This is a genomic window from Microbacterium hominis (genome assembly GCF_013282805.1).
Lineage (GTDB): Bacteria > Actinomycetota > Actinomycetes > Actinomycetales > Microbacteriaceae > Microbacterium > Microbacterium hominis_B.
Genome location: NZ_CP054038.1, coordinates 3,040,258 through 3,061,472, shown reverse-complemented (window position 1 = coordinate 3,061,472; position 21,215 = coordinate 3,040,258). Strand labels below are relative to the sequence as shown.

Genomic DNA, 21,215 nt, shown 5'->3' with positions numbered 1-21,215 from the left:
CGATAGCATCCACTGGTGTCCAGTAAGCAACCCGCAGGGCGATACCGCATCGGCCGCGCCGGCAATCACGCGCCGGCGCCGCAGCGGCGACGCCGCTGGCCGTGGGTTGTCGGTGCGGGCCTCGCGTTCGTCCTGCTGATCGGCGGGGTGGGTGCGATCTTCGGGATGCAGGCACTCACGGTCCGCGACAACCTGCTCGAAGCCAAGGACAAGCTCACATCGGTGCCGTCGCTGGCCACGAAGGGCGATCAGGCGCAGATCGAAACGGTGGCGAACGAAGTCCTCGCCCTCACCACGGAATCGGACGCGATCGTGCAGGGGCCCCTCTGGGACCTCGCGGCAGCTGTTCCCGGCGTGGGAGTGAACATCGCGGCGGTCAAGAGCGCGACCGAGGCGACGCACATCCTGGTGCGCGATGCCATGCCCCCGGCCCTCCAGCTGCTCGGCACGGTGCAGCTCGACAAGCTCAAGGTGAAGGGCGGCGGCCTCAATCTCGAGCCGTTCCGCGGCGCCATCGGCATCATGCCGGCGGTGACGGCGGCGTTCGCCGATGCTGAGGCCCACGTGAGCTCGATCGATCGATCGGCGCTGATGCCGGTCGTCGATGACGCGCTCGGGCAGCTTCTCGACGTGATGACGCAGGCGGGGCCGGCCCTCGGGCTTGTCGACAAGTACCTGCCCACGCTGCTTCAGCTCGCCGGCTCGGATGAGCCGCGCACGTACATCGTGCTCTTCCAGAACAACGCCGAGATCCGCGCCACCGGGGGCAATGCCGCGACGTCGGCCGTGATCTCCGTCGACAACGGCAAGATCGAGATGCGCGACGATGAACAGTCCGAGGACTTCCACACCGCCGGAGTGAAGGGCTGGCTCGACTACGAGATGCCTGACACCACTCTGGCCATGTACGAGTGGGATTTCGCAAAGTACGCCCAGAACTACAGCCGTACACCCGACTACCCGACCACTGCCGCGATGTTCCGGTCGCTGTGGCAGACGACGAACGACAGCGATGTCGACGGTGTGATCTCCATCGATCCCGTCGTACTCTCCTACATGCTCGAGGCGACCGGGCCGATCGAGCTGGACGACGGAAGCGAGATCAACGCGGACAACGCCGTGCAGCTTCTGCTCAGCGACTCGTACGAGCGGTTCGGCACCAACGGCAAGGCCGCCGACGCGTACTTCAATGATGTGGCCGCGAGTGTCTTCTCGGCCGTCTCTTCGGGTGACTGGGATCCGGGAACGATGATCGAGCAGCTCATGAAGGCCGCCGAAGAGCAGCGCATCTACATGTGGTTCTCACGCGACGGAGAGCAGGCGCTCAGTGACGAGTTCCACCTCGATGGAGCGCTCACGACTGACAACACCGAGAGCACGCAGGTCGGTGTGTGGGTGAACAACGCCTCGTACAGCAAGCTCGAGTACTACCTCACGACCTCACTCGATGTGTCGTGCGACCCGACGGCGCGCACGGTGACGAGCACTCTCACGATGACCAGCAGCGTCCCGGGCTGGGACCTCAGCGAGTACACGCTCGCGTGGCGCAACCCGAGCCTGGGGGTTCCGCGCACCGACATGCTCCTCGACGTCGTCTCCTACGCTGTGCCCGGTGGCACGCTGGTCTCGTCTCCTGAGACGGGCGACTTCGCCAGCTGGACCCGTACCGGCTCCGAAGCAGGCCGCGACGGCAAGAGCATCTCGGTGATCGTGCCGATGGGTGAGACCAAGTCGGTGTCGTTCACGAGCACTCTCCCGGAGGGCGAGCTCGGGCCGCTCCAGACCCGCTTCTCCCCGACCGTCACCCAGACCCCCGTCACCGTCGCGGACTCCTGCTCGTCGTTGTTCCCCGAAGAGGCGGCGCCGGCCGCGGCCGAGGCGGCGTCCTGACCGGCCGGGGGCACCTCCCGAGCACCAGCGGCGCCCGGCACGCGCTGATCTGGCTGCTGGCGATCGGCTACGGCACGTTCCTCGCGTTCGTCGTCTTCTGGCCGAGCCCCATCGACCAGCCGGTCGAGGGGCTGCTCGACCGCGCGATCTCCGAGATGCACGAGCGCGGCGTGCCGGCGGCGGTGGACTACTCGTTCATCGAGTTCACCGCCAACATCGGGCTGTTCATCCCGGTGGGCGTGCTGTTCGGGCTCCTCTTCCCGCTCCGGTGGTCCGCTCTGGCGCTGCTGGGTGGGCCTGTGCTCTCGGTGCTCATCGAACTCGCGCAGCGGCAGCTGCTGGAGGCGCGCTACGCCACGCTCGGCGACGTCATCGCGAACTCGATCGGCGCGACGATCGGTGTGCTTCTGACGATGATCCTCCGCGCGGTGGTCGCCGCGCGAGACGAGAAGGTCATCGCCCGCTACCGCGCCATCGCGGCGCAGAGTGCGTCACGCCTGTGAATCACGGCGCGCGCGCCGCGTCCTGATGGCGCGCGTTGAGAGGTCGGAGGGTGGGTGCTTCCACCGCTCCTTGACCCACGTCCACCCTCCCGGCTAGTTTGCGATGGGGCGCGCGTCCTGCTGTGTGGGCTCGGGGAAGTCCGCGTGTGCGGCGGGACGGGCCTCTTTGGGGAGGTCCCCGGCTGGGGGATTCTCTGTCGACGTCGACGGGGAGATGTGCAATGGGCAGCAACGGCAACGACATTTCGCGCGCGCTGGGCGCGGGGGGTGAGCGGCAGGCGACACGGCGAACGCTGGGGGCGAGGCGCCTGGAACGGCGACGCCTCACGCTGCGCCATCGCTGGTACGCGGGCGGGGTCGCCACTCTTCTGTCGGGCGCGCTCGTCTTCACCGGACTGACGCCGGCGGTCGCCGACGAGGCGGCGCCGCCGGTCGATGCGACGTCAACGACGACGGTGGATGCCGCGACCGAGGCCACGGCGGACCCGACCCCCACCCCGACGCCGGAGGTGACGCCGACGCCCACGCCGGAGGTGACGCCGACGCCCACGCCGGAGGTGACGCCCACGCCCGCGCCCACTCCGACGATCACGCCGACGCCGAGCCCGACGCAGACGCCGGCCCTCGCACCCGCGCCGCCCGCGCTTCTCGCGCTCGCGACGTGCGACCTCAACGGCACGTTCGAGATCGACGGCGACTACGACGCCGGCACCTGCGGCGGTCAGGACTGGCTCACCGTCGCAGACGACTCGACCGACGTCATCGGCACCTACAACGTGGTGCGGGACAACTCCAACCCCGCGACATGGACCTCCGGGGGAGGAACCCCGCCGAAGGTCGACTTCATCCGCGTGTACTCCTACTCCCAGACGATCGGCGCGAACTACTACCTCAACCTGGCGTGGGAGCGCGAGCAGGTCAGCGGCACCGGCGGCTACGTCATCGAGGTGACCAACGCCGGCGTCTCCGTCGGAAACGGCGTTCCGCAGCCCGATCGGTCGGGAGGCGGCGTGGTGTTCTACGTCACCGCGCAGGGTGGCAACCCGCCCGTCCTCGAGCAGACGTGCGTCTACTCCAACCGTGAGCTCTACCCGGGCAACTGCACCACCGGCACCCAGGGCTTCGTCGCCGCCGTGAGCACCACCGAGGTGACGAGCCCCTTCGGCGACGTCGTGCCGGCGGGAGGCTTTTTCGAGGTCGGCTTCAACATCACCGAGCTCACCAACGGAGCCGTCAGCCCCGGCTGCCCCGCCGCGGCGAACGCCACGGTCTACGCGCGCAGCTTCACGGGACAGAACCCCGGGCCGACCGGGAACCTGAAGGGTTTCGTCGGCCCCCTCACGGTCGACCCGCCCTCGACGTGCGGCTCTTTGACGATCCGCAAGGAAGACGAGGACGGCGCGCCGCTGGCCGGCGCCGACTTCACTGTGACGCCCAACCCGACGACCGGCACCGGTTCCATCGAGGTCACGACCGCGACCGACGGCACGTTCTCGTTCTCGAACACCGTCAAACCGGGCACGTACACCGTGACCGAGACCGAGGCCCCGCCCGGCTACCTGCTCCCGTCGGCTGCGAGCCAGCAGGTGACCATCGGCATCGAGCAGTCGCAGACCGTGACGTTCGTCGACCCGCTGGGTGCGGCGACGTGGCTCAAGAACGACCGCGCGGGCTCGCCCCTGGGTGGAGCGACGTTCCAGCTCACCGCCACCGGTGGCGATGCCGCGTCGGCTCCCTGGGATCTGGATGCCGCGCCGATCACCGTCACCGACAACACCGGCGCGCCGGGGTACAGCGGGCGCGACGTCGACCCGGTGGCGGGTTCCTTCCGCGTCGTCGGTCTTCCGACCGGCACCTACTCGGTCGTCGAGACGGCGGCGCCGGCGGGCTACGTGCTCGACTCCTCCGCGCAGGCCATCACGATCTCCGACCAGACCCCGATCGCGACCGTCGCACTGCCGTTCGTGAACACCCCGTACGCGACGGTGTCGCTCACCAAGGTGTGGGTGAACGCGTTCGACGGCGACACCGCTGACCTCTTCATCGCCGGTGCGGCTGCCGCGTCGGGCACGTCGACGGCGCCGGCCGGCGGACCCGCGATCCAGGTCTCGGTGCCGCCCGGCTCCGCGCTCTCGGTCGCGGAGACGCTGGGCGCCGCGAACACCGGCCGCTACACCTCGCAGCTCTCGTGCGAGGGTGCGGTGGTCGAGGGCAACACCGGCACGTCCGGACGATTCACCGTGCCCGCCTGGCCCGCATCGGCCGACGGCGTGCAGTGCACGATCACCAACACGGCGGTCGAGCGCACCCTCACGCTGCAGAAGCGGTGGATCGATGCGATCGCCGGCGACACTGCGACGCTGACCGCGGCGACATCGACCGCGACGTCGACGGAGACATCCACCGCGACAGGCGCCGCCGACGAGACCGACACCGTCAACACCGCGGTGGTGACTGTGCGCGTCGGTGATACCGCCGGCCTCTCCGAGACGCTCGGCGGTGCCGGCACCTACGGCGCCGAGTACTCGTGCACCGACGGGGCGTCGGGTTCGGGCACGGGCTTCGTGCTCACGATGCCCGACCAGAACGTCACCTGCACCTTCCAGAACTCGGCGGAGCGGGCGACCGTCACCCTGCAGAAGCAGTGGATCGACGCGTTCCTGGGCGACGAGGCCGAGCTCTCTATCGAGGGCGCCGAGACGGCGGATGCCACCTCGACCGCTCCGGAGGGCGATGGGCTCGACACCATGGACGTCGCGACCGCGAGCGTGCGGCTCGGGGACTCGGTGACTCTGTCCGAGGACCTCTCCGATGACAACACCGGTCGCTACGACGCCACCTGGAGCTGCGACGACGGCACGAGCGGCACCGGCGAGGACATCCCGTCCTTCACGGTCACCGAGTCGATCGTCTGCACGATCACGAACACCGCGCGCACTGTCGATGTGACGGTGAACAAGGCCTGGGTGGCGCCGTTCGCCGGTGACACAGCCGAACTCTCTGTCGCCGGCCAGACGGGCACCTCCACGTCGAACGGCGCGGCCCTGCAGACGGACGACGACGTGGTCACGGCCAGCGTGCGCATCGGCGAGTCGGTGACGGTCGCCGAGACGCTCGGCGCCGAGAACACCGGCACCTACACGACCGCGCTCACCTGCGCGCCGGTGGGCGGATCGACCACGGGCCGCGCGATGACCTTCACGGCGCCCGACGCCGACGTCGAGTGCACTTTCACCAACACGGCCGTCTTCGTGCCCGTGGTTCTGGAGAAGCGCTGGATCGACGGCGTCGCCGGTGACACCGCCGAGCTGCGGATCGGGGATGCCGCGGCGACCTCGACCGCCGACGGCACCGCCGACCAGCGGGACGAGGTCAACACCGTGTCGGTCACCGTGCGCCTGGGCGACACCGTCCAGATGTCGGAGACGGTCTCCGGCGTCGGCGTGTACGGATCGATCTACACGTGCACCGCGGGTGAGGTGACCGGCGACGGCAGCGGGCGCGACTTCACACTCACCGTCACCGCCTCCGGCATCACCTGCACGTTCGTGAACGCGTCCGAGATCGAGCGCGTGCACGTCGTGAAGACATGGGTCAACGGCCAGGCCGGCGATTCGGCGGACCTCGACATCTCGGGCGCCGGCACCGGCGCGGGCATCTCGACCGCCAACGGCGACCGAGGGGCATGGACCGACACCGCCGCGGCGATCTTCGCCAACGCGACGATCGGCGAGACAGTGAACATCACCGAGACGATCGCGGTCGTCGCAGGTTCTGCGGCGGACTACACCAGCACGCTGGTGTGCATCGGCGATGACGGCACCACCTATGCGGACGCCGCGGCCCGGAGCGCCTCGTTCGTGATGCCGGCGCAGCCGGTGCGGTGCGAGTTCCGCAACGAGGCTGAGCTGCCGACGATCGCGCTCGCCAAGCTCGTGGACGTGACGGGTGCCGACGTGCCCGACACGAACTGGCAGCTGTTCGCCACGCCCTCGGCCGGGGACGCGGTCACCGACCCGGAGGGCGGTGACGTCGCCGCCACCGAGGTCGTGGCGGGTGTGCCCTTCGCGCTCAGTGAGACGCTGCGGGTCGCCTTCGCCGGTGCGGCGGAGTTCGAAGCGGGGGAGTGGTCGTGCGTGTCCGATGCCGACGGCACGATCATGCTGACCGACAGCACGCCGGGCGCGGCATCCCTCCGCGGTCTCGGTAAAGGCGAGAACGTGGTGTGCATGCTGGTGAACCACCACATCGACCAGGGGTACACGTTCGACAAGACGGCGGTCGACTCCGTGCGCAACGACGACGGCACGTGGACGGTCACCTACGAGATCACGGTGCACAACAACTCCGTGGTCGTGCCGGTCACCTACGACCTCACCGACACGCTCGTCGCGGCCGAGGGCGTCGAGTACCTCTCGGCGTCGTGGACGGGCCCGACCAGCGGCGCCTTCGACCTCGGCACGTCGCTGTCGGGCGAGCTCGCGACCGACCGGGCGCTCGCTCCCTTCGACGGGATGACCGACGACGTCTACACCGTGGTCGCGAACGTCGCGGTGACGAGCGCCGCCGCGCAACCGTGCGTGGAATCCGACGGACTCGGCGTGGTCAACACCGCCGAGCTGACCGTCGGCGAGGACACGGTGGATGCCGAGGCCTGTGGCACCGTCGAATTCGACGACGTCAGCATCGAGAAGACCTCGGCCCTCCCGGACGGAGAGACCTCCGTGGAGCCCGGCGACACGTTCGACTACGTGCTCACCGTCACCAACAACGGGTCACGCGCTGCCACGAATGTTCGCGTGACCGATGACGACCTCGACGACCGTCTGCAGATCACGGGCCTCACGGTGGAACCGGGAACTCTCACCTGGGGCGCGGCGCCCGGCTACGTCGGCAGCGACGTGGACCTGACGATCGACAGCCTGCCGGTCGGCGGGGTGGCGACGATCACCATCACGGTTGAACTGCTCCCCGGATCGAGCCCCGACGTGAGCTATGTGCAGCCGGGTGAAGCGGTCACTCCGGCGCCGACGCCGCTCGAGGAGCTGACCAACACCGCGTGTGTGGCGGCCGATCTCGACTCCGACGACACCAACAACTGCGACGACGAGCAGATCCCGGTGCGCGATGTCACCGCGGTCGTGTATATCTCGTGCATCAGCGACGTCGCCGCCGTCGGCTGGAACGTCGCCAAGTCGAGTGCCCTCATCGACGAGCCCATCTCGTTCTCGTGGACGCCCGATGCGGGCACCGCCACGACCGAGCCGCAGAGTGTCGAGCTCACCGAGCCCGGTGGATCGGCGACGTGGTCGCACATCGAGCCGTGGCCCGGTGCGGAGTTCACCCCCAGCGGAGTCGCGATCGACTACCCGGGCTGGCGACCGCTGACGCGGGCGGACGTCGTTCCGGGGTCGAGCCCGCTCCAGTTCTACCTGCCCGGCACCACCTCGGTCATGACGCCCGAGCAGCAGGAGGAGTTCGTGTTCAACGGTCTGATCCTCGACCCGAGCGCGCTCGACTTCGCCTGGCGCGGCGCGTCGACGATGACCTTCACCGTGAACCCCGTGCTCACGTTCTCAGCGCAGTACCCGCCGGAGACTCCGGGATGCGAGGTCGCCCGCCACAGTGACGTGCAGATCGAGAAGACGGCGAGCGCCGAGCGCACTGATCCGGGCGCGACGTTCACATACGACCTTTCGGTCGCGAACGTGAGCGACGACGCTGCCGCCGAGGGGGTCGTCGTGACCGACGAGATCCCGGCAGACCTCCGGATCACCGACGTGTCCTGGGCCGGTGAGAGCGACGCGGATGCGTTCCCGACCTGGGACTCGTGCGTGGTGAGCGGGCAGGATGCCGCGGGCTACGGGGGCACGCTCGAGTGCGGCCTCTTCGGACCCCTGCAGCCGGTCGGAGCGAATGCTTCTCCGTCGGAGGCGCCGACGATCACGCTCACCGCCATGGTGCGGGCGAGCGCGACCGCGAGTGTCATCACGAACGTCGCCGTGGTGGACTACTACACCTTCGGCGACCCGACCGACACCGGGCGTGATTCGGACGACGCGGTGGTGATGCTGTCGGCATTGCCGGCGACCGGCTCGTCGCCGCTGACCGGCCCGATCGTGTTCGCACTGCTGACGATGCTGGCCGGCACGGTGGCGATCCTGGTCCGCCGCCGGCGTGGGGGTCTCGCCGTCTCAGAGGAGGTCTGCTGAGGGGGGTGAGGCTCGCTCAGCGAGCCCCACCCCCGTGTCCGGCGGCGCCTTCGATGGTTCATGTGGGGGGTGTTGCGGCGCGCCGAAAGAGGTGTAGCTTGTGTGCTAATCCGGTCTGGGGCCGGGCAACCAGCGCGCTGGCGCGCACGGGCGGTGATCGCGGTTGATCGCAGTCACGCCTCGATGAGTTGGGGAAGGCGGGGACGCAATGCGTATTCGACGGAGCTCTCTGGTCAGTGGTCTCTTGGCCGCTGCTCTCGTGTTCGGGGGAGCCGGCGCGGCACTGGCAGACGATCCGCCACCGGATCAGGTCTGTGGGCCGCTATCGTCGGGGAAGATCGACGTCATGGGGAACGTGCAGACGATCACCGTCGACGCGCCCCCGGGGATGGTCATCGACTCCTATTGCGTGAAGGCGGGTTCCGCCAACCAGGGCTTCGGGCCGGTGTCCGTTTCGGTGAACCCGACGATGACCTCCGTTGTGATCTCCTACCCCGGCGGCAAGGACATCTCGCACTACTCGGTGCATTACGTCCCCGCGCCGACGCCGACGCCGACGCCGACGCCGACGCCGACTCCAGCGCCGAACCCGACGCCCACTCCGACGCCGACGCCGTATCCGACTCCGACTCCGACGCCGTATCCCACGCCGACGCCGACTCCTGAGCCGAACCCGACGCCGACTCCGACGCCGTATCCCACGCCGACTCCTGAGCCCACGCCGACGCCGTATCCGACGCCGACGCCGACTCCGGAGCCCACGCCGACGCCGTATCCGACGCCGACGCCGACTCCTGAGCCCACGCCTACGCCGACTCCTGAGCCCACGCCTACGCCGACTCCGGAGCCCACGCCTACGCCGACGCCGGTGCCGAACCCGACGCCGACGCCGACTCCTGAGCCGACGCCGACGCCGACTCCTGAGCCGACTCCAACGCCGACTCCTGAGCCGACTCCAACGCCGACGCCGGTGCCGAACCCGACGCCGACGCCGACTCCTGAGCCGACGCCGACGCCGACTCCTCAGCCGGCGCCGACTCCTGAGCCCACGCCGACGCCTACGCCGACACCTCAGCCGGCACCGACGCCGACGCCGACTCCTCAGCCCGCGCCGACGCCTCAGCCGACTCCGACCCCGACGCCTGGTTCGCTCCCGGCAACCGGCGGGGAGATCCCTGTTGCAGCGATCGGAGCAGGTGGCGCAGCCATCCTGGCCGGAACCGCGTTCATGCTGATGGCGCTGCGTCGCCGTCGCGCAGACGCCTCGTAAGCGGCATCCATCCGCTCCAACGGGCGGTCGTGCTACGGCACGGCCGCCCGTTCGGCGTGTGGTCCCCGGAGGCGTCCGCACACAGGTCTCCCGTAACGCGCGTCGCGGCGAGTCTGGATGCCGCTAAGATGCACGAGCAAGGGTTCGCTGCGATCCACCGCCCACCCGAAGGGCGACAGCAGGTCGGCGTGCTCCTCGACGCTCGTCGGGAGGACGCCATCCGCTTCAAGGGTGTGCACGGTGTTCCCGAAGCAACGGTGCGGCGGGTGACGCAGGCGCCGGAACGGCACGCGACCGCGTGCCGCTGGGAGAGGGGCGCTACGTGCGCCAGTTTGGGGAAGACACACGTGCCTGAGGCGCGCATCAAGAAGAAGTACAAGGTCCTGACGGGGGCTTTGGCTGCCGCGGCGCTGGTAGTCGCCCCGGTCATCCCGGCCATCGCGGCCGACTCCGAAGTCGTGGGGACGCTGGTGGATGTCCAGGACTGGACGCCTGAAACCAACCACGCGTCGTACTGGGAAGACCTTTACGAAGAGTTTGACGCGAAGTGCTACGAGCACGACGCGTCCGATCACACCGCTCACGGCGCGGTCACCAACGGCGGAAAGGCCGTGACGCTCAGTGCGTTCAACCCGTCGTGGTTCGGAAACCAGTGGGTGCTGCTGGTCGTCAAGGGCGGCAGTGTCTCGAACAATGTCGTCGAGAACCCGGTGGCGGGCGTCGCGTACGCGTCGCCGCTGAACTCGAGCGGACAGCAGTCGAACGTCTCGCACTGGATCGTCTGCAAGGGCGAAGCGCCGGAGCCCACCCCGACGCCGACCCCGACGCCGACCCCGACGCCGGAGCCCACGCCGACCCCGACGCCGGAGCCGACGCCGACCCCGACGCCGGAGCCGACGCCGACCCCCACGCCGGAGCCGACGCCGACGCCGACCCCCACGCCGGAGCCGACCCCGACGCCGGAGCCCACGCCGACGCCGGAGCCCACGCCGACGCCGACTCCTCAGCCGGCGCCCACGCCCGAGCCGACCCCGACGCCGACTCCTCAGCCGGCGCCGACTCCCGAGCCGACGCCCACGCCTGAGCCCGCGCCGACTCCGGAGCCGACCCCGACTCCTGAGCCGACGGTGACGCCGACGCCTACGCCTACGCCCGCCCCGCTTCCGGCGACCGGTGGAGAGATCCCCGTCGTCGCCATCGGAGTCGGTGGCGCCGCCATCCTTGGTGGAGCTGCGCTCACGCTGATGGCGCTGCGTCGCCGTCAGGCAGACGCCTCGTAACAGCGGCATCCCCTTCGCTCGAACGGGCGGTCGTGCTCCGGCACGGCCGCCCGTTCGGCGTTTCGCTGGGAAGCAGCCGAGCATAGGCCGTCGCGACACGCCCGAGTTTGCGACACGCCCGAGGCTCTGGCAAACTAGACAGGTTCCACATTCCGGCGTGCCCACGGGCATGCGCAGGATCACTGCCAGGGCAGTGCATAGGCGGCGCCTCGTCTGCGAAGCAGACAGCATCTTCGGATGCCTTGTGCGCAGGGTCCTAGGCCGCGGGCAGAAGAACAACGACACTTCCCCCAATATCCCGCAAGGGTTCGCCTTCGTGCGTGCCGGGGTGAGAGTCGCAAGCCGGGAGCGCGAGCTTCCGGTGTGACATCAGAACAGCGGTGCAGCATCACCGACAGGAGTCGGTGGAAGTGCCCTGGCGCGAAAGCGTCACCGTGCGTCCAATGCCCTCGGGGAACTCGAGAGGTAAGACGCGAGAAAGAGAGTGAGCAGACAATGGCGGGACAGAAGATCCGCATTCGCCTGAAGTCGTACGACCACGCCGGCCTTGACTCGTCGGCGCGCAAGATCGTCGACACCGTGACCCGTGCGGGCGCGACCGTTGTGGGCCCCGTGCCCCTTCCGACCGAGAAGAACGTCGTGTGCGTCATCCGGTCGCCCCACAAGTACAAGGACAGCCGCGAGCACTTCGAGATGCGCACCCACAAGCGCCTCATCGACATCATCGACCCGACGCCCAAGGCCGTCGACTCGCTGATGCGCCTCGACCTCCCGGCCGATGTCAACATCGAGATCAAGCTCTGAGGTTCGACATGGCTGACATCAACAACAAGGTTTCAAAGGGCCTCCTCGGCACCAAGCTCGGCATGACCCAGGTCTGGGACGAGAACGGCAAGCTCGTTCCCGTCACCGTGATCGAGATCGCGCCGAACGTCGTGACCCAGGTCCGCACCCCCGAGAAGGACGGCTACAAGGCCGTTCAGATCGCCTACGGCCAGATCGACCCCCGCAAGGTCACCAAGCCGCTCACGGTCCACTTCGAGACCGCTGGCGTGACCCCGCGTCGCCACCTCACCGAGATCCGCACCGCGGATGCTGCTGACTACTCACTCGGTCAGGAGCTGACGGTGGACGGCACGTTCGAGGCCGGCCAGCTCGTCGACGTCGTCGGCACGAGCAAGGGCAAGGGCACCGCGGGTGTCATGAAGCGCCACAACTTCAAGGGCGTCTCCGCTTCGCACGGTGCGCACCGCAACCACCGCAAGCCCGGTTCGATCGGCGCCTCGTCGACCCCGAGCCGTGTCTTCAAGGGAATGCGCATGGCCGGCCGCATGGGCGGCGAGCGCGTGACCGTCCTCAACCTCACGGTGCACGCCATCGACGCCGAGAAGGGACTCATGCTCGTCAAGGGCGCCGTCCCCGGCGCGCGTGGCCGCATCGTCTACGTCCGCAACGCAGTGAAGGGTGCCTGAACTCATGGCTGACTCGACTCTCGCGCTCGACGTCGTGAAGGCAGACGGCAAGAAGGCCGGCTCGATCGAGCTGCCCGCCGCCCTGTTCGACGTCAAGACGAACATCCCGCTCATCCACCAGGTCGTCGTCGCGCAGCGCGCGGCGGCTCGCCAGGGCACCCACTCGACCAAGCGTCGCGGTGAGGTCTCGGGCGCCGGCCGCAAGCCCTTCAAGCAGAAGGGCACGGGTAACGCCCGCCAGGGCTCGATCCGCGCGCCGCACATGACCGGCGGTGGCATCGTCCACGGCCCGAAGCCGCGTGACTACTCGCAGCGCACCCCCAAGAAGATGATCGCCGCCGCGCTGCTGGGCTCGCTCAGCGACCGCGCTCGCGGTGAGCGTCTCCACGTCGTGGAGTCCTTCGGCATCGAGGGCGCTCCGTCGACCAAGGCCGCTGCTGCGGTGCTCGCCGGTCTCGGCGCCACCAAGAACGTCCTCGTGGTCATCGACCGTGACGACGACCTCAGCATCCTGAGCGTGCGCAACCTCGCGTACGTCCACGTGCTGACCTTCGACCAGCTGAACGCCTACGACGTGATCGTCTCCGACGACATCGTCTTCACCAAGGCCGCCTACGACGCCTTCGTCGCGTCGAAGACGGTCACCGAGGAGGTCTCGGCATGACCGCCGTGAACAAGGACCCGCGCGACATCATCCTGAAGCCGGTCGTCTCCGAGAAGAGCTACTCGCTCATCGACGAGGGCAAGTACACGTTCCTCGTGGACCCCCGCGCTTCGAAGACCGAGATCAAGCTCGCCATCGAGAAGATCTTCGGCGTCAAGGTGGCCGCGGTCAACACGATCAACCGCGTCGGCAAGGCCCGCCGCACCCGCTTCGGCATCGGCAAGCGCAAGGACACCAAGCGCGCCATCGTGACCCTGAAGTCGGGCACCATCGACATCTTCACGGCAGTCGGCTGACGGTCGGGATAGAGGACTAGAGATATGGCTATTCGCAAGTACAAGCCCACGACCCCGGGTCGCCGCGGCTCGTCGGTGGCCGACTTCGCCGAGATCACCCGATCGACGCCGGAGAAGTCGCTCCTCCGCCCGCTGAGCAAGACCGGTGGCCGCAACAACCAGGGCCGCATCACCACCCGCCACATCGGTGGTGGCCACAAGCGTCAGTACCGCGTCATCGACTTCCGTCGCAACGACAAGGACGGCGTGAACGCCAAGGTCGCTCACATCGAGTACGACCCCAACCGCACCGCGCGCATCGCGCTGCTGCACTACTTCGACGGCGAGAAGCGCTACATCCTCGCCCCGAACAAGCTGTCGCAGGGTGACATCGTCGAGTCGGGCCCGTCGGCTGACATCAAGCCCGGCAACAACCTGCCGCTGAAGAACATCCCCACCGGTACCGTGATCCACGCGATCGAGCTCCGCCCCGGCGGCGGCGCGAAGCTGGCCCGCTCGGCCGGTGTGTCGGTTCGCCTCGTGGCGAAGGACGGCCCGTACGCGCAGCTGCGTCTGCCCTCGGGCGAGATCCGCAACGTCGACGCGCGCTGCCGCGCGACGATCGGCGAGGTCGGCAACGCCGAGCAGTCGAACATCAACTGGGGCAAGGCCGGCCGCAAGCGCTGGAAGGGCGTCCGCCCGACCGTGCGTGGTGTCGCCATGAACCCGGTCGACCACCCGCACGGTGGTGGTGAGGGCAAGACCTCCGGTGGACGTCACCCCGTCACTCCTTGGGGCCAGGCTGAGGGTCGTACCCGTCACGCCAACAAGGAAAGCGACAAGTACATCGTCCGCCGTCGCACCGCCGGCAAGAAGCGCAAGTAGGAGTTAGAGGAAGATGCCTCGCAGCCTTAAGAAGGGCCCCTTCGTCGACGAGCACCTGCTTCGCAAGGTGGTCGTGCAGAACGAAGCCGGCACCAAGAACGTCATCAAGACCTGGTCGCGCCGTTCGATGATCGTCCCCGCCATGCTGGGTCACACCATCGCCGTGCACGACGGTCGCAAGCACATCCCCGTGTTCGTGACCGAGACCATGGTCGGCCACAAGCTGGGCGAATTCGCGCCCACCCGCACCTTCCGCGGCCACGTGAAGGACGACAAGAAGGGCCGTCGCCGCTGACGCGGGGACGCAAGAGGAGAGAGAAATGGTGGAGTCCATCGCACGCGTGCGACACATCCGCGTGACCCCTCAGAAGGCTCGTCGTGTCGTTGCGCTCATCAAGGGCAAGCAGGCTGAGGAGGCCCTGGCCATCCTCAAGTTCGCACCGCAGGGTGCGAGCGAGCCGATCTACAAGCTCGTCGCTTCGGCGATCGCGAACGCTCGCGTGAAGGCCGACAAGGACAACGAGTTCCTGAACGAGTCCGACCTGTACGTGAAGAACGCGTACGTCGACGAGGGCACGACGCTCAAGCGTTTCCAGCCCCGCGCTCAGGGCCGCGCTTTCCAGATCAAGAAGCGCACGAGCCACATCACGGTCGTGCTGTCGACCCCCGAGGTCGCTGAGACGGCACCGGCTGCCAAGACCAAGAAGGCGAGCAAGTAATGGGACAGAAGGTAAACCCCTACGGCTTCCGCCTCGGCATCACCACGGACCACGTGTCGCGGTGGTTCTCGGACTCGACGAAGCCGGGCCAGCGTTACGCCGACTACGTGGCCGAGGACATCAAGATCCGCAAGCTCCTGCAGACGCAGCTGGACCGCGCCGGCGTGAGCGGGATCGAGATCGAGCGCACGCGTGACCGCGTCCGCGTCGACATCCACACCGCCCGCCCGGGCATCGTGATCGGCCGCCGCGGCGCCGAGGCCGAGCGCATCCGCGCCGACCTCGAGAAGCTCACCGGCAAGCAGATCCAGCTGAACATCCTCGAGGTCAAGAACCCCGAGGCCGACGCTCAGCTGGTCGCGCAGGGCATCGCCGAGCAGCTTTCTGCTCGCGTGGCGTTCCGTCGCGCGATGCGCAAGGGTCTGCAGGGCGCTCAGCGCGCCGGCGCCAAGGGCATCCGCATCCAGGTCTCCGGCCGCCTCGGCGGCGCCGAGATGAGCCGCTCGGAGTTCTACCGCGAGGGTCGTGTGCCGCTGCACACGCTGCGCGCGAACATCGACTACGGCTTCTACGAGGCGAAGACCACCTTCGGCCGCATCGGCGTGAAGGTCTGGATCTACAAGGGCGACCTCACCAACAAGGAGCTCGCGCGCGAGCAGGCCAACGCGCCGAAGTCCGACCGTCGTCGTGACGACCGTCGTGGCCCGCGCGGCGACCGTGGCGAGCGTCGCAACGAGGCCCCCGTGGCAGAAGGAGCGTCGGCGTAATGCTTATTCCCCGCAAGGTCAAGTACCGCAAGCAGCACCACCCGGGTCGCTCGGGCCAGGCCACCGGCGGCACCAAGGTGTCGTTCGGCGAGTTCGGCATCCAGGCCCTCACCCCCGCTTACGTGACCAACCGTCAGATCGAGTCCGCTCGTATCGCGATGACCCGTCACATCAAGCGTGGTGGCAAGGTGTGGATCAACATCTACCCCGACCGTCCGCTCACCAAGAAGCCCGCTGAGACCCGCATGGGTTCCGGTAAGGGTTCGCCGGAGTGGTGGGTCGCAAACGTCAAGCCGGGTCGCGTCCTCTTCGAGGTCGCCGGCGTCAACGAGGAACTCGCTCGTGAGGCCCTGACCCGTGCCATTCACAAGCTGCCTCTCAAGGCACGCATCATCAAGCGCGAGGAGGGCGACGCGTAATGGCGATCGGCACCAAGACGCTCGCTCCCAGCGAGCTCGACACGTTCGAAGACCAGCGTCTGGTCGAAGAGCTGCGCAAGGCCAAGGAAGAGCTGTTCAACCTGCGCTTCCAGTCGGCCACCGGCCAGCTCGAGAGCCACGGCCGCATCCGTGCGGTCAAGCGCGACATCGCGCGGCTCTACACCGTGATCCGCGAGCGCGAGCTCGGCATCCGTGCCACGCCCGCTCCCGTCGAGACCGCGACGAAGGCGAAGAAGACCAAGGCCAAGAAGGCGGACGACGCCTCCGAGGCCGCGAAGGAAGAGGCTGAGTGATGGCCACCACGAAGAAGGCTGCTGCCGAGGCGACCGAGGTCGTCGCAGGCCACGAGCACGCCGAGAACGACGTGCGTGACGCCGACGCCCGCGGTTACCGCAAGGCCCGCCGCGGCTATGTCGTCAGCGACAAGATGGACAAGACGATCGTCGTCGAGGTTGAGGACCGCGTGAAGCACCCCCTCTACGGCAAGGTCATCCGTCGCACGTCGAAGGTCAAGGCGCACGACGAGGGCAACACCGCCGGCATCGGCGACCTCGTCCTCATCAATGAGACCCGCCCGCTGAGCGCCACCAAGCGCTGGCGTCTGGTGGAGATTCTGGAGAAGGCCAAGTGATTCAGCAGGAGTCCCGCCTCAAGGTCGCCGACAACACCGGTGCCAAGGAGCTGCTCACCATCCGTGTTCTGGGTGGGTCGCAGCGCCGCTACGCCGGTCTCGGCGACACCATCGTGGCCACCGTCAAGGACGCGATCCCCGGCGGCAACGTCAAGAAGGGCGACGTCGTCAAGGCGGTCATCGTCCGCACCGTCAAGCAGACCCGTCGTCCCGACGGTTCCTACATCAAGTTCGACGAGAACGCCGCCGTCATCCTGAAGAACGACGGGGAGCCCCGCGGCACCCGCATCTTCGGACCGGTCGGCCGTGAGCTTCGTGACAAGAAGTTCATGAAGATCGTCTCGCTCGCTCCGGAGGTGATCTGACCCTCATGGCCAAGATCAAGAAGGGCGACCTGGTTCAGGTCATCTCGGGCGCCAAGCCCGAGCGCGGCGGCGACCGCGGCAAGCAGGGCAAGGTCCTCGAGGTCCTCGCCGAGCAGAACCGCGTCATCGTCGAGGGCGTGAACTACGTCACCAAGCACAACCGCGTCGGCCAGTCGCAGCGCGGCACCAAGACGGGCGGCATCGAGACGATGGAAGCCCCGATCCACATTTCCAACGTCCAGCTCGTCGACCCCTCGACCAAGAAGCCGACCCGCGTCGGCCACCGCGTCGAGGAGCAGACGAAGGACGGCGTGAAGCGCAACGTTCGCGTGCGCTACGCGAAGAAGTCAGGCAAGGACCTCTGAATATGAGCACCACTGCCGTGGAGGCTGGCAAGATCCAGCCCCGCCTCAAGCAGAAGTACAACGGCGAGATCAAGAAGGCTCTGCAGGACGAGTTCGGCTACGAGAACGTCATGCAGATCCCCGGTCTCGTCAAGGTCGTGGTGAACACGGGTGTCGGCGAGGCTGCTCGCGACAGCAAGGTGATCGAGGGCGCCATCGACGACCTCACCAAGATCACCGGCCAGAAGCCGCTCGTGACCAAGGCTCGCAAGTCGATCGCGCAGTTCAAGCTGCGCGAGGGCCAGGCCATCGGCGCGCACGTCACCCTTCGCGGTGACCGCGCCTGGGAGTTCCTGGACCGCCTCGTGAACCTCGCGCTGCCCCGAATCCGCGACTTCCGCGGCCTCTCGGGCAAGCAGTTCGACGGCCACGGCAACTACACGTTCGGTCTCCAGGAGCAGTCCGTGTTCCACGAGATCGACCAGGACAAGATCGACCGCGTGCGCGGCTTCGACATCACCGTGGTGACGTCGGCGTCGACGGATGCCGAGGGTCGCGCGCTCCTGCGCCACCTGGGCTTCCCGTTCCGCAGCGAGGACGCTCAGTCCTGACCTACCTGTGGGCCCGGGTCATCCGGGCCCACACCCACCACAGGTCGGCCGTCGTGTAACGGCGTACGAAACCTGGTGAACGAAGGAAACACGAAATGACAATGACAGACCCGGTCGCAGACATGCTGACCCGTCTGCGCAACGCGAACTCCGCGCACCACGACACCGTGTCGCTGCCGAGCTCGAAGCTGAAGTCGCACATCGCCGAGATCCTCAAGCAGGAGGGCTACATCGCGGCGTGGGAGATCACCGACGCCCGCGTCGGCCAGACCCTCACCATGACGCTCAAGTACGGCCCGAACCGCGAGCGGTCGATCGCCGGCATCAAGCGCGTCTCGAAGCCCGGTCTGCGCGTGTACGCGAAGTCGACCGAGCTCCCCAAGGTCCTCGGTGGCCTGGGCGTCGCCATCCTGTCCACCTCCTCCGGTCTTCTCACCGACCGCCAGGCCGAGCAGAAGGGCGTGGGTGGGGAAGTCCTCGCCTACGTGTGGTGATCTGACATGTCGCGTATTGGACGTCTCCCGATCGACATCCCCGCCGGTGTGACCGTTTCGGTCGAAGGCCAGGATGTCGCCGTCAAGGGCCCGAAGGGCGAGCTGCTGCTCACCGTCGCGCGCCCGCTCGAGGTCAAGGTCGAAGAGGGCCAGGTCGTCGTGACCCGTCCCGACGACGAGCGCGAGTCGCGTTCGCTCCACGGCCTGACCCGCACCCTGATCAACAACAACATCATCGGTGTCACCCAGGGCTACACCAAGGGCCTCGAGGTCGTCGGCACGGGTTACCGTGTCGCCCAGAAGGGCACGGCCGTCGAGTTCGCCCTCGGCTTCTCGCACCCGGTGCTCGTCGAGCCGCCCGCCGGCATCACGCTGACGGTGGAGGGCAACAACAAGCTCACCGTGAGCGGCATCGACAAGCAGGCCGTCGGCGAGGCGGCTGCGAACATCCGCAAGATCCGCAAGCCCGAGCCGTACAAGGGCAAGGGTGTGCGCTACGCCGGCGAGGTCGTTCGGCGCAAGGCCGGAAAGGCTGGTAAGTAAGCATGGCTGTGAAGTCGAAGTCCGACGCGCGCGCGCGTCGCCACGCCCGCCTTCGCAAGAAGGTCGTCGGCACCCCCGACCGTCCGCGCCTGGTCGTCACCCGCTCGTCGCGTCACGTCTTCGTGCAGATCGTCGACGACAGCAAGGGCTACACGCTGGCATCGGCGTCGACCCTCGAGACCGATCTCCGCGCCTCTGACGCCGACAAGACGGCCAAGGCCCGCAAGGTCGGCGAGCTCCTCGCCGAGCGTGCCAAGGCTGCCGGTGTCACCGACGTGGTCTTCGACCGCGGCGGCAACCGCTACGCGGGACGGGTCGCGGCGATCGCCGACGGCGCCCGCGAAGGGGGTCTGAACCTGTGAGCGAGAACAAGGAGAACATCGTGACCGAGCAGGCTGCTGCCGAGGCTCCGGCCGAGGCCGCCACCGAGCGCGAGCCCCGCGAGGCCCGTCGCGGCGGTCGCGAGCGCAACCCGCGCAACGACCGCGGTGGCCGCGACCGCAACGAGAGCCAGTTCCTCGAGCGCGTCGTCACCATCAACCGTGTGTCGAAGGTCGTCAAGGGTGGTCGTCGCTTCAGCTTCACCGCGCTCGTCGTCGTCGGCGACGGCAACGGTGTCGTGGGCGTCGGCTACGGCAAGGCCCGCGAGGTGCCCCTGGCCATCTCGAAGGGCGTCGAAGAGGCCAAGCGCAACTTCTTCCGCGTGCCGCGCGTCGGTTCCAGCATCCCGCACCCCGTGCAGGGTGAGGCCGCCGCTGGTGTCGTGCTGCTTCGTCCGGCCGCTGCCGGTACCGGTGTCATCGCCGGTGGCCCGGTGCGTGCCGTGCTCGAGTGCGCCGGCATCCACGACGTGCTGTCGAAGTCGCTGGGCTCGTCGAACACGATCAACATCGTCCACGCGACGGTGGAGGCCCTGAAGCAGCTCGAGGAGCCGCGTGCGGTCGCCGCGCGCCGTGGCCTCGAGTTCGACCAGGTCGCCCCCGCCCGTCTCGTCCGTGCCGAGGCCGAGGCCGCGGCTGCTGCGAAGGCAGGTGTCTGATGGCTGCGCGCCTGAAGGTGACCCAGGTCAAGTCCAAGGTGAGCGAGAAGCAGAACCAGCGCGACACGCTGCGTTCGCTGGGTCTCAAGCGGATCGGCGACTCGGTCGTCCGCCCCGACGACGCGCAGACGCGCGGCTACGTCAAGACCGTCGCGCACCTCGTGAAGGTTGAGGAGATCGACTGATGGCTGACAAGGCCGAGAAGAACGAGGCCGTCGAGGCCGAGGCCCCCAAGAAGGCTCCGGCGAAGAAGGCTCCCGCGAAGAAGGCTGCCCCCAAGGCCGCCGAGAAGAAGGATGTCGCGGCTGCGCGCCCCGGCGTGCTGAAGGTGCACCACCTGCGTCCGGTCCCCGGCGCCAACACCGCCAAGACCCGCGTGGGTCGCGGTGAGGGCTCCAAGGGCAAGACCGCCGGCCGTGGCACCAAGGGCACGAAGGCCCGCTACCAGGTCAAGGTCGGCTTCGAGGGTGGGCAGATGCCGCTGCACATGCGCACCCCGAAGCTCCGCGGCTTCAAGAACCCGTTCCGCGTCGAGTACCAGGTCGTGAACCTGGACAAGCTCGCGGAGCTGTACCCGAGCGGTGGCGACGTCACCGTGGGCGACCTCGTCGCCAAGGGTGCGGTGCGCAAGAACGAGAAGGTCAAGGTGCTCGGCACCGGCGACATCTCGGTGAAGCTCAACGTCGCGGTCGACAAGGTCTCCGGCTCGGCAGAGCAGAAGATCGTCGCCGCCGGCGGCACCGTCAAGTAATCACAGTCCACGGGGGCCGGAGTTTTCTCCGGCCCCCGTTGGGTTACCCTGGATGACGGC

At 68.2% G+C, this 21,215-nt stretch carries 25 protein-coding genes; all 25 read left to right on the top strand.

Annotated elements, in window-relative coordinates; translation table 11 throughout:
* Window positions 1–15: 15 nt before the first annotated feature.
* Window positions 16–1,890, top strand: a complete 1,875-nt coding sequence (locus HQM25_RS13900) for a DUF4012 domain-containing protein (RefSeq protein WP_172990773.1) — start codon at window positions 16–18, stop codon at window positions 1,888–1,890.
* Window positions 1,833–2,393: a VanZ family protein gene (locus HQM25_RS13895; RefSeq protein ID WP_172991675.1), complete on the top strand. Its 561-nt coding sequence runs from the start codon at window positions 1,833–1,835 to the stop codon at window positions 2,391–2,393. Before HQM25_RS13900 ends, HQM25_RS13895 begins: the two co-directional genes overlap by 58 nt.
* Before the next feature lie 221 nt (window positions 2,394–2,614).
* Window positions 2,615–8,605, top strand: coding sequence for a SpaA isopeptide-forming pilin-related protein (locus HQM25_RS13890; RefSeq protein ID WP_172990772.1), 5,991 nt, complete (start codon window positions 2,615–2,617; stop codon window positions 8,603–8,605).
* Between the two features lie 346 nt (window positions 8,606–8,951).
* Window positions 8,952–9,875 carry an LPXTG cell wall anchor domain-containing protein gene (locus HQM25_RS13885; RefSeq protein WP_217275150.1) on the top strand — a complete coding sequence of 308 codons (924 nt, stop codon included), beginning with the start codon at window positions 8,952–8,954 and terminating at the stop codon, window positions 9,873–9,875.
* A 347-nt stretch (window positions 9,876–10,222) separates the two neighbouring features.
* Entirely contained in the window at window positions 10,223–11,155 is a 933-nt protein-coding gene (locus tag HQM25_RS17635) for a hypothetical protein (protein ID WP_217275149.1), read from the top strand.
* Window positions 11,156–11,650: 495 nt separating this feature from the next.
* Window positions 11,651–11,959, top strand: a complete 309-nt coding sequence (gene rpsJ, locus HQM25_RS13875) for a 30S ribosomal protein S10 (RefSeq protein WP_013584016.1) — start codon at window positions 11,651–11,653, stop codon at window positions 11,957–11,959.
* Window positions 11,960–11,967: 8 nt separating this feature from the next.
* Window positions 11,968–12,627, top strand: a complete 660-nt coding sequence (gene rplC / locus HQM25_RS13870; protein ID WP_172990771.1) for a 50S ribosomal protein L3 — start codon at window positions 11,968–11,970, stop codon at window positions 12,625–12,627.
* 4 nt (window positions 12,628–12,631) lie between these two features.
* The gene (gene rplD, locus HQM25_RS13865) at window positions 12,632–13,291 is read left to right on the top strand and encodes a 50S ribosomal protein L4 (protein ID WP_172990770.1); all 660 of its coding nucleotides are present in this window, start codon (window positions 12,632–12,634) and stop codon (window positions 13,289–13,291) included.
* Complete coding sequence (gene rplW, locus HQM25_RS13860) at window positions 13,288–13,587, top strand: 50S ribosomal protein L23 (RefSeq protein WP_172990769.1); 300 nt, start codon at window positions 13,288–13,290, stop codon at window positions 13,585–13,587. The genes rplD and rplW overlap by 4 nt, the downstream gene beginning before the upstream one ends.
* 24 nt (window positions 13,588–13,611) lie before the next feature.
* Entirely contained in the window at window positions 13,612–14,451 is an 840-nt protein-coding gene (rplB, locus tag HQM25_RS13855) for a 50S ribosomal protein L2 (RefSeq protein WP_172990768.1), read from the top strand.
* A gap of 13 nt (window positions 14,452–14,464) precedes the next feature.
* Entirely contained in the window at window positions 14,465–14,746 is a 282-nt protein-coding gene (gene rpsS, locus HQM25_RS13850) for a 30S ribosomal protein S19 (RefSeq protein ID WP_168912871.1), read from the top strand.
* Between the two features lie 25 nt (window positions 14,747–14,771).
* Complete coding sequence (gene rplV / locus HQM25_RS13845; RefSeq protein WP_172990767.1) at window positions 14,772–15,170, top strand: 50S ribosomal protein L22; 399 nt, start codon at window positions 14,772–14,774, stop codon at window positions 15,168–15,170.
* Window positions 15,170–15,937, top strand: coding sequence for a 30S ribosomal protein S3 (gene rpsC / locus HQM25_RS13840; RefSeq protein ID WP_172990766.1), 768 nt, complete (start codon window positions 15,170–15,172; stop codon window positions 15,935–15,937). The genes rplV and rpsC overlap by 1 nt, the downstream gene beginning before the upstream one ends.
* Complete coding sequence (rplP, locus tag HQM25_RS13835; RefSeq protein ID WP_018171451.1) at window positions 15,937–16,356, top strand: 50S ribosomal protein L16; 420 nt, start codon at window positions 15,937–15,939, stop codon at window positions 16,354–16,356. The genes rpsC and rplP overlap by 1 nt, the downstream gene beginning before the upstream one ends.
* On the top strand, window positions 16,356–16,670 hold the full coding sequence (gene rpmC / locus HQM25_RS13830) for a 50S ribosomal protein L29 (RefSeq protein WP_172990765.1): 315 nt from the start codon (window positions 16,356–16,358) through the stop codon (window positions 16,668–16,670). The genes rplP and rpmC overlap by 1 nt, the downstream gene beginning before the upstream one ends.
* Window positions 16,670–17,008 (top strand): 30S ribosomal protein S17, encoded by a 339-nt coding sequence (rpsQ, locus tag HQM25_RS13825; protein WP_172990764.1) that lies wholly within the window; start codon window positions 16,670–16,672, stop codon window positions 17,006–17,008. Before rpmC ends, rpsQ begins: the two co-directional genes overlap by 1 nt.
* Window positions 17,005–17,373 (top strand): 50S ribosomal protein L14, encoded by a 369-nt coding sequence (gene rplN / locus HQM25_RS13820; RefSeq protein ID WP_172990763.1) that lies wholly within the window; start codon window positions 17,005–17,007, stop codon window positions 17,371–17,373. Before rpsQ ends, rplN begins: the two co-directional genes overlap by 4 nt.
* Window positions 17,374–17,378: 5 nt before the next feature.
* The gene (gene rplX, locus HQM25_RS13815) at window positions 17,379–17,738 is read left to right on the top strand and encodes a 50S ribosomal protein L24 (protein ID WP_172990762.1); all 360 of its coding nucleotides are present in this window, start codon (window positions 17,379–17,381) and stop codon (window positions 17,736–17,738) included.
* A gap of 2 nt (window positions 17,739–17,740) precedes the next feature.
* Window positions 17,741–18,328 carry a 50S ribosomal protein L5 gene (gene rplE / locus HQM25_RS13810; protein WP_172990761.1) on the top strand — a complete coding sequence of 196 codons (588 nt, stop codon included), beginning with the start codon at window positions 17,741–17,743 and terminating at the stop codon, window positions 18,326–18,328.
* A 95-nt stretch (window positions 18,329–18,423) separates the two neighbouring features.
* On the top strand, window positions 18,424–18,822 hold the full coding sequence (rpsH, locus tag HQM25_RS13805; protein ID WP_172990760.1) for a 30S ribosomal protein S8: 399 nt from the start codon (window positions 18,424–18,426) through the stop codon (window positions 18,820–18,822).
* Between the two features lie 6 nt (window positions 18,823–18,828).
* Complete coding sequence (gene rplF / locus HQM25_RS13800; protein ID WP_172990759.1) at window positions 18,829–19,365, top strand: 50S ribosomal protein L6; 537 nt, start codon at window positions 18,829–18,831, stop codon at window positions 19,363–19,365.
* A 2-nt stretch (window positions 19,366–19,367) separates the two neighbouring features.
* Complete coding sequence (gene rplR, locus HQM25_RS13795) at window positions 19,368–19,727, top strand: 50S ribosomal protein L18 (protein ID WP_172990758.1); 360 nt, start codon at window positions 19,368–19,370, stop codon at window positions 19,725–19,727.
* Window positions 19,724–20,404, top strand: a complete 681-nt coding sequence (gene rpsE / locus HQM25_RS13790; protein ID WP_172990757.1) for a 30S ribosomal protein S5 — start codon at window positions 19,724–19,726, stop codon at window positions 20,402–20,404. The genes rplR and rpsE overlap by 4 nt, the downstream gene beginning before the upstream one ends.
* A complete protein-coding gene (gene rpmD / locus HQM25_RS13785; RefSeq protein ID WP_023954062.1) occupies window positions 20,404–20,589 on the top strand; it encodes a 50S ribosomal protein L30 in 186 nt (61 codons plus the stop codon). The genes rpsE and rpmD overlap by 1 nt, the downstream gene beginning before the upstream one ends.
* Complete coding sequence (rplO, locus tag HQM25_RS13780; protein ID WP_172990756.1) at window positions 20,589–21,155, top strand: 50S ribosomal protein L15; 567 nt, start codon at window positions 20,589–20,591, stop codon at window positions 21,153–21,155. The genes rpmD and rplO overlap by 1 nt, the downstream gene beginning before the upstream one ends.
* The last annotated feature ends 60 nt before the right edge of the window (window positions 21,156–21,215 follow it).

What these genes read in the sequence shown, in the direction of transcription:
- HQM25_RS13890 (WP_172990772.1), top strand. Translation starts at nt 2,615, where the DNA reads ATGGGCAGCAACGGCAACGACATTTCGCGCGCGCTGGGCGCGGGGGGT.
- HQM25_RS13885 (WP_217275150.1), top strand. Translation starts at nt 8,952, where the DNA reads ATGGGGAACGTGCAGACGATCACCGTCGACGCGCCCCCGGGGATGGTC.
- rpsJ (WP_013584016.1), top strand. Translation starts at nt 11,651, where the DNA reads ATGGCGGGACAGAAGATCCGCATTCGCCTGAAGTCGTACGACCACGCC.
- rplC (WP_172990771.1), top strand. Translation starts at nt 11,968, where the DNA reads ATGGCTGACATCAACAACAAGGTTTCAAAGGGCCTCCTCGGCACCAAG.
- rplD (WP_172990770.1), top strand. Translation starts at nt 12,632, where the DNA reads ATGGCTGACTCGACTCTCGCGCTCGACGTCGTGAAGGCAGACGGCAAG.
- rplW (WP_172990769.1), top strand. Translation starts at nt 13,288, where the DNA reads ATGACCGCCGTGAACAAGGACCCGCGCGACATCATCCTGAAGCCGGTC.
- rplB (WP_172990768.1), top strand. Translation starts at nt 13,612, where the DNA reads ATGGCTATTCGCAAGTACAAGCCCACGACCCCGGGTCGCCGCGGCTCG.
- rpsS (WP_168912871.1), top strand. Translation starts at nt 14,465, where the DNA reads ATGCCTCGCAGCCTTAAGAAGGGCCCCTTCGTCGACGAGCACCTGCTT.
- rplV (WP_172990767.1), top strand. Translation starts at nt 14,772, where the DNA reads ATGGTGGAGTCCATCGCACGCGTGCGACACATCCGCGTGACCCCTCAG.
- rpsC (WP_172990766.1), top strand. Translation starts at nt 15,170, where the DNA reads ATGGGACAGAAGGTAAACCCCTACGGCTTCCGCCTCGGCATCACCACG.
- rplP (WP_018171451.1), top strand. Translation starts at nt 15,937, where the DNA reads ATGCTTATTCCCCGCAAGGTCAAGTACCGCAAGCAGCACCACCCGGGT.
- rpmC (WP_172990765.1), top strand. Translation starts at nt 16,356, where the DNA reads ATGGCGATCGGCACCAAGACGCTCGCTCCCAGCGAGCTCGACACGTTC.
- rpsQ (WP_172990764.1), top strand. Translation starts at nt 16,670, where the DNA reads ATGGCCACCACGAAGAAGGCTGCTGCCGAGGCGACCGAGGTCGTCGCA.
- rplX (WP_172990762.1), top strand. Translation starts at nt 17,379, where the DNA reads ATGGCCAAGATCAAGAAGGGCGACCTGGTTCAGGTCATCTCGGGCGCC.
- rplE (WP_172990761.1), top strand. Translation starts at nt 17,741, where the DNA reads ATGAGCACCACTGCCGTGGAGGCTGGCAAGATCCAGCCCCGCCTCAAG.
- rpsH (WP_172990760.1), top strand. Translation starts at nt 18,424, where the DNA reads ATGACAATGACAGACCCGGTCGCAGACATGCTGACCCGTCTGCGCAAC.
- rplF (WP_172990759.1), top strand. Translation starts at nt 18,829, where the DNA reads ATGTCGCGTATTGGACGTCTCCCGATCGACATCCCCGCCGGTGTGACC.
- rplR (WP_172990758.1), top strand. Translation starts at nt 19,368, where the DNA reads ATGGCTGTGAAGTCGAAGTCCGACGCGCGCGCGCGTCGCCACGCCCGC.
- rpmD (WP_023954062.1), top strand. Translation starts at nt 20,404, where the DNA reads ATGGCTGCGCGCCTGAAGGTGACCCAGGTCAAGTCCAAGGTGAGCGAG.
- rplO (WP_172990756.1), top strand. Translation starts at nt 20,589, where the DNA reads ATGGCTGACAAGGCCGAGAAGAACGAGGCCGTCGAGGCCGAGGCCCCC.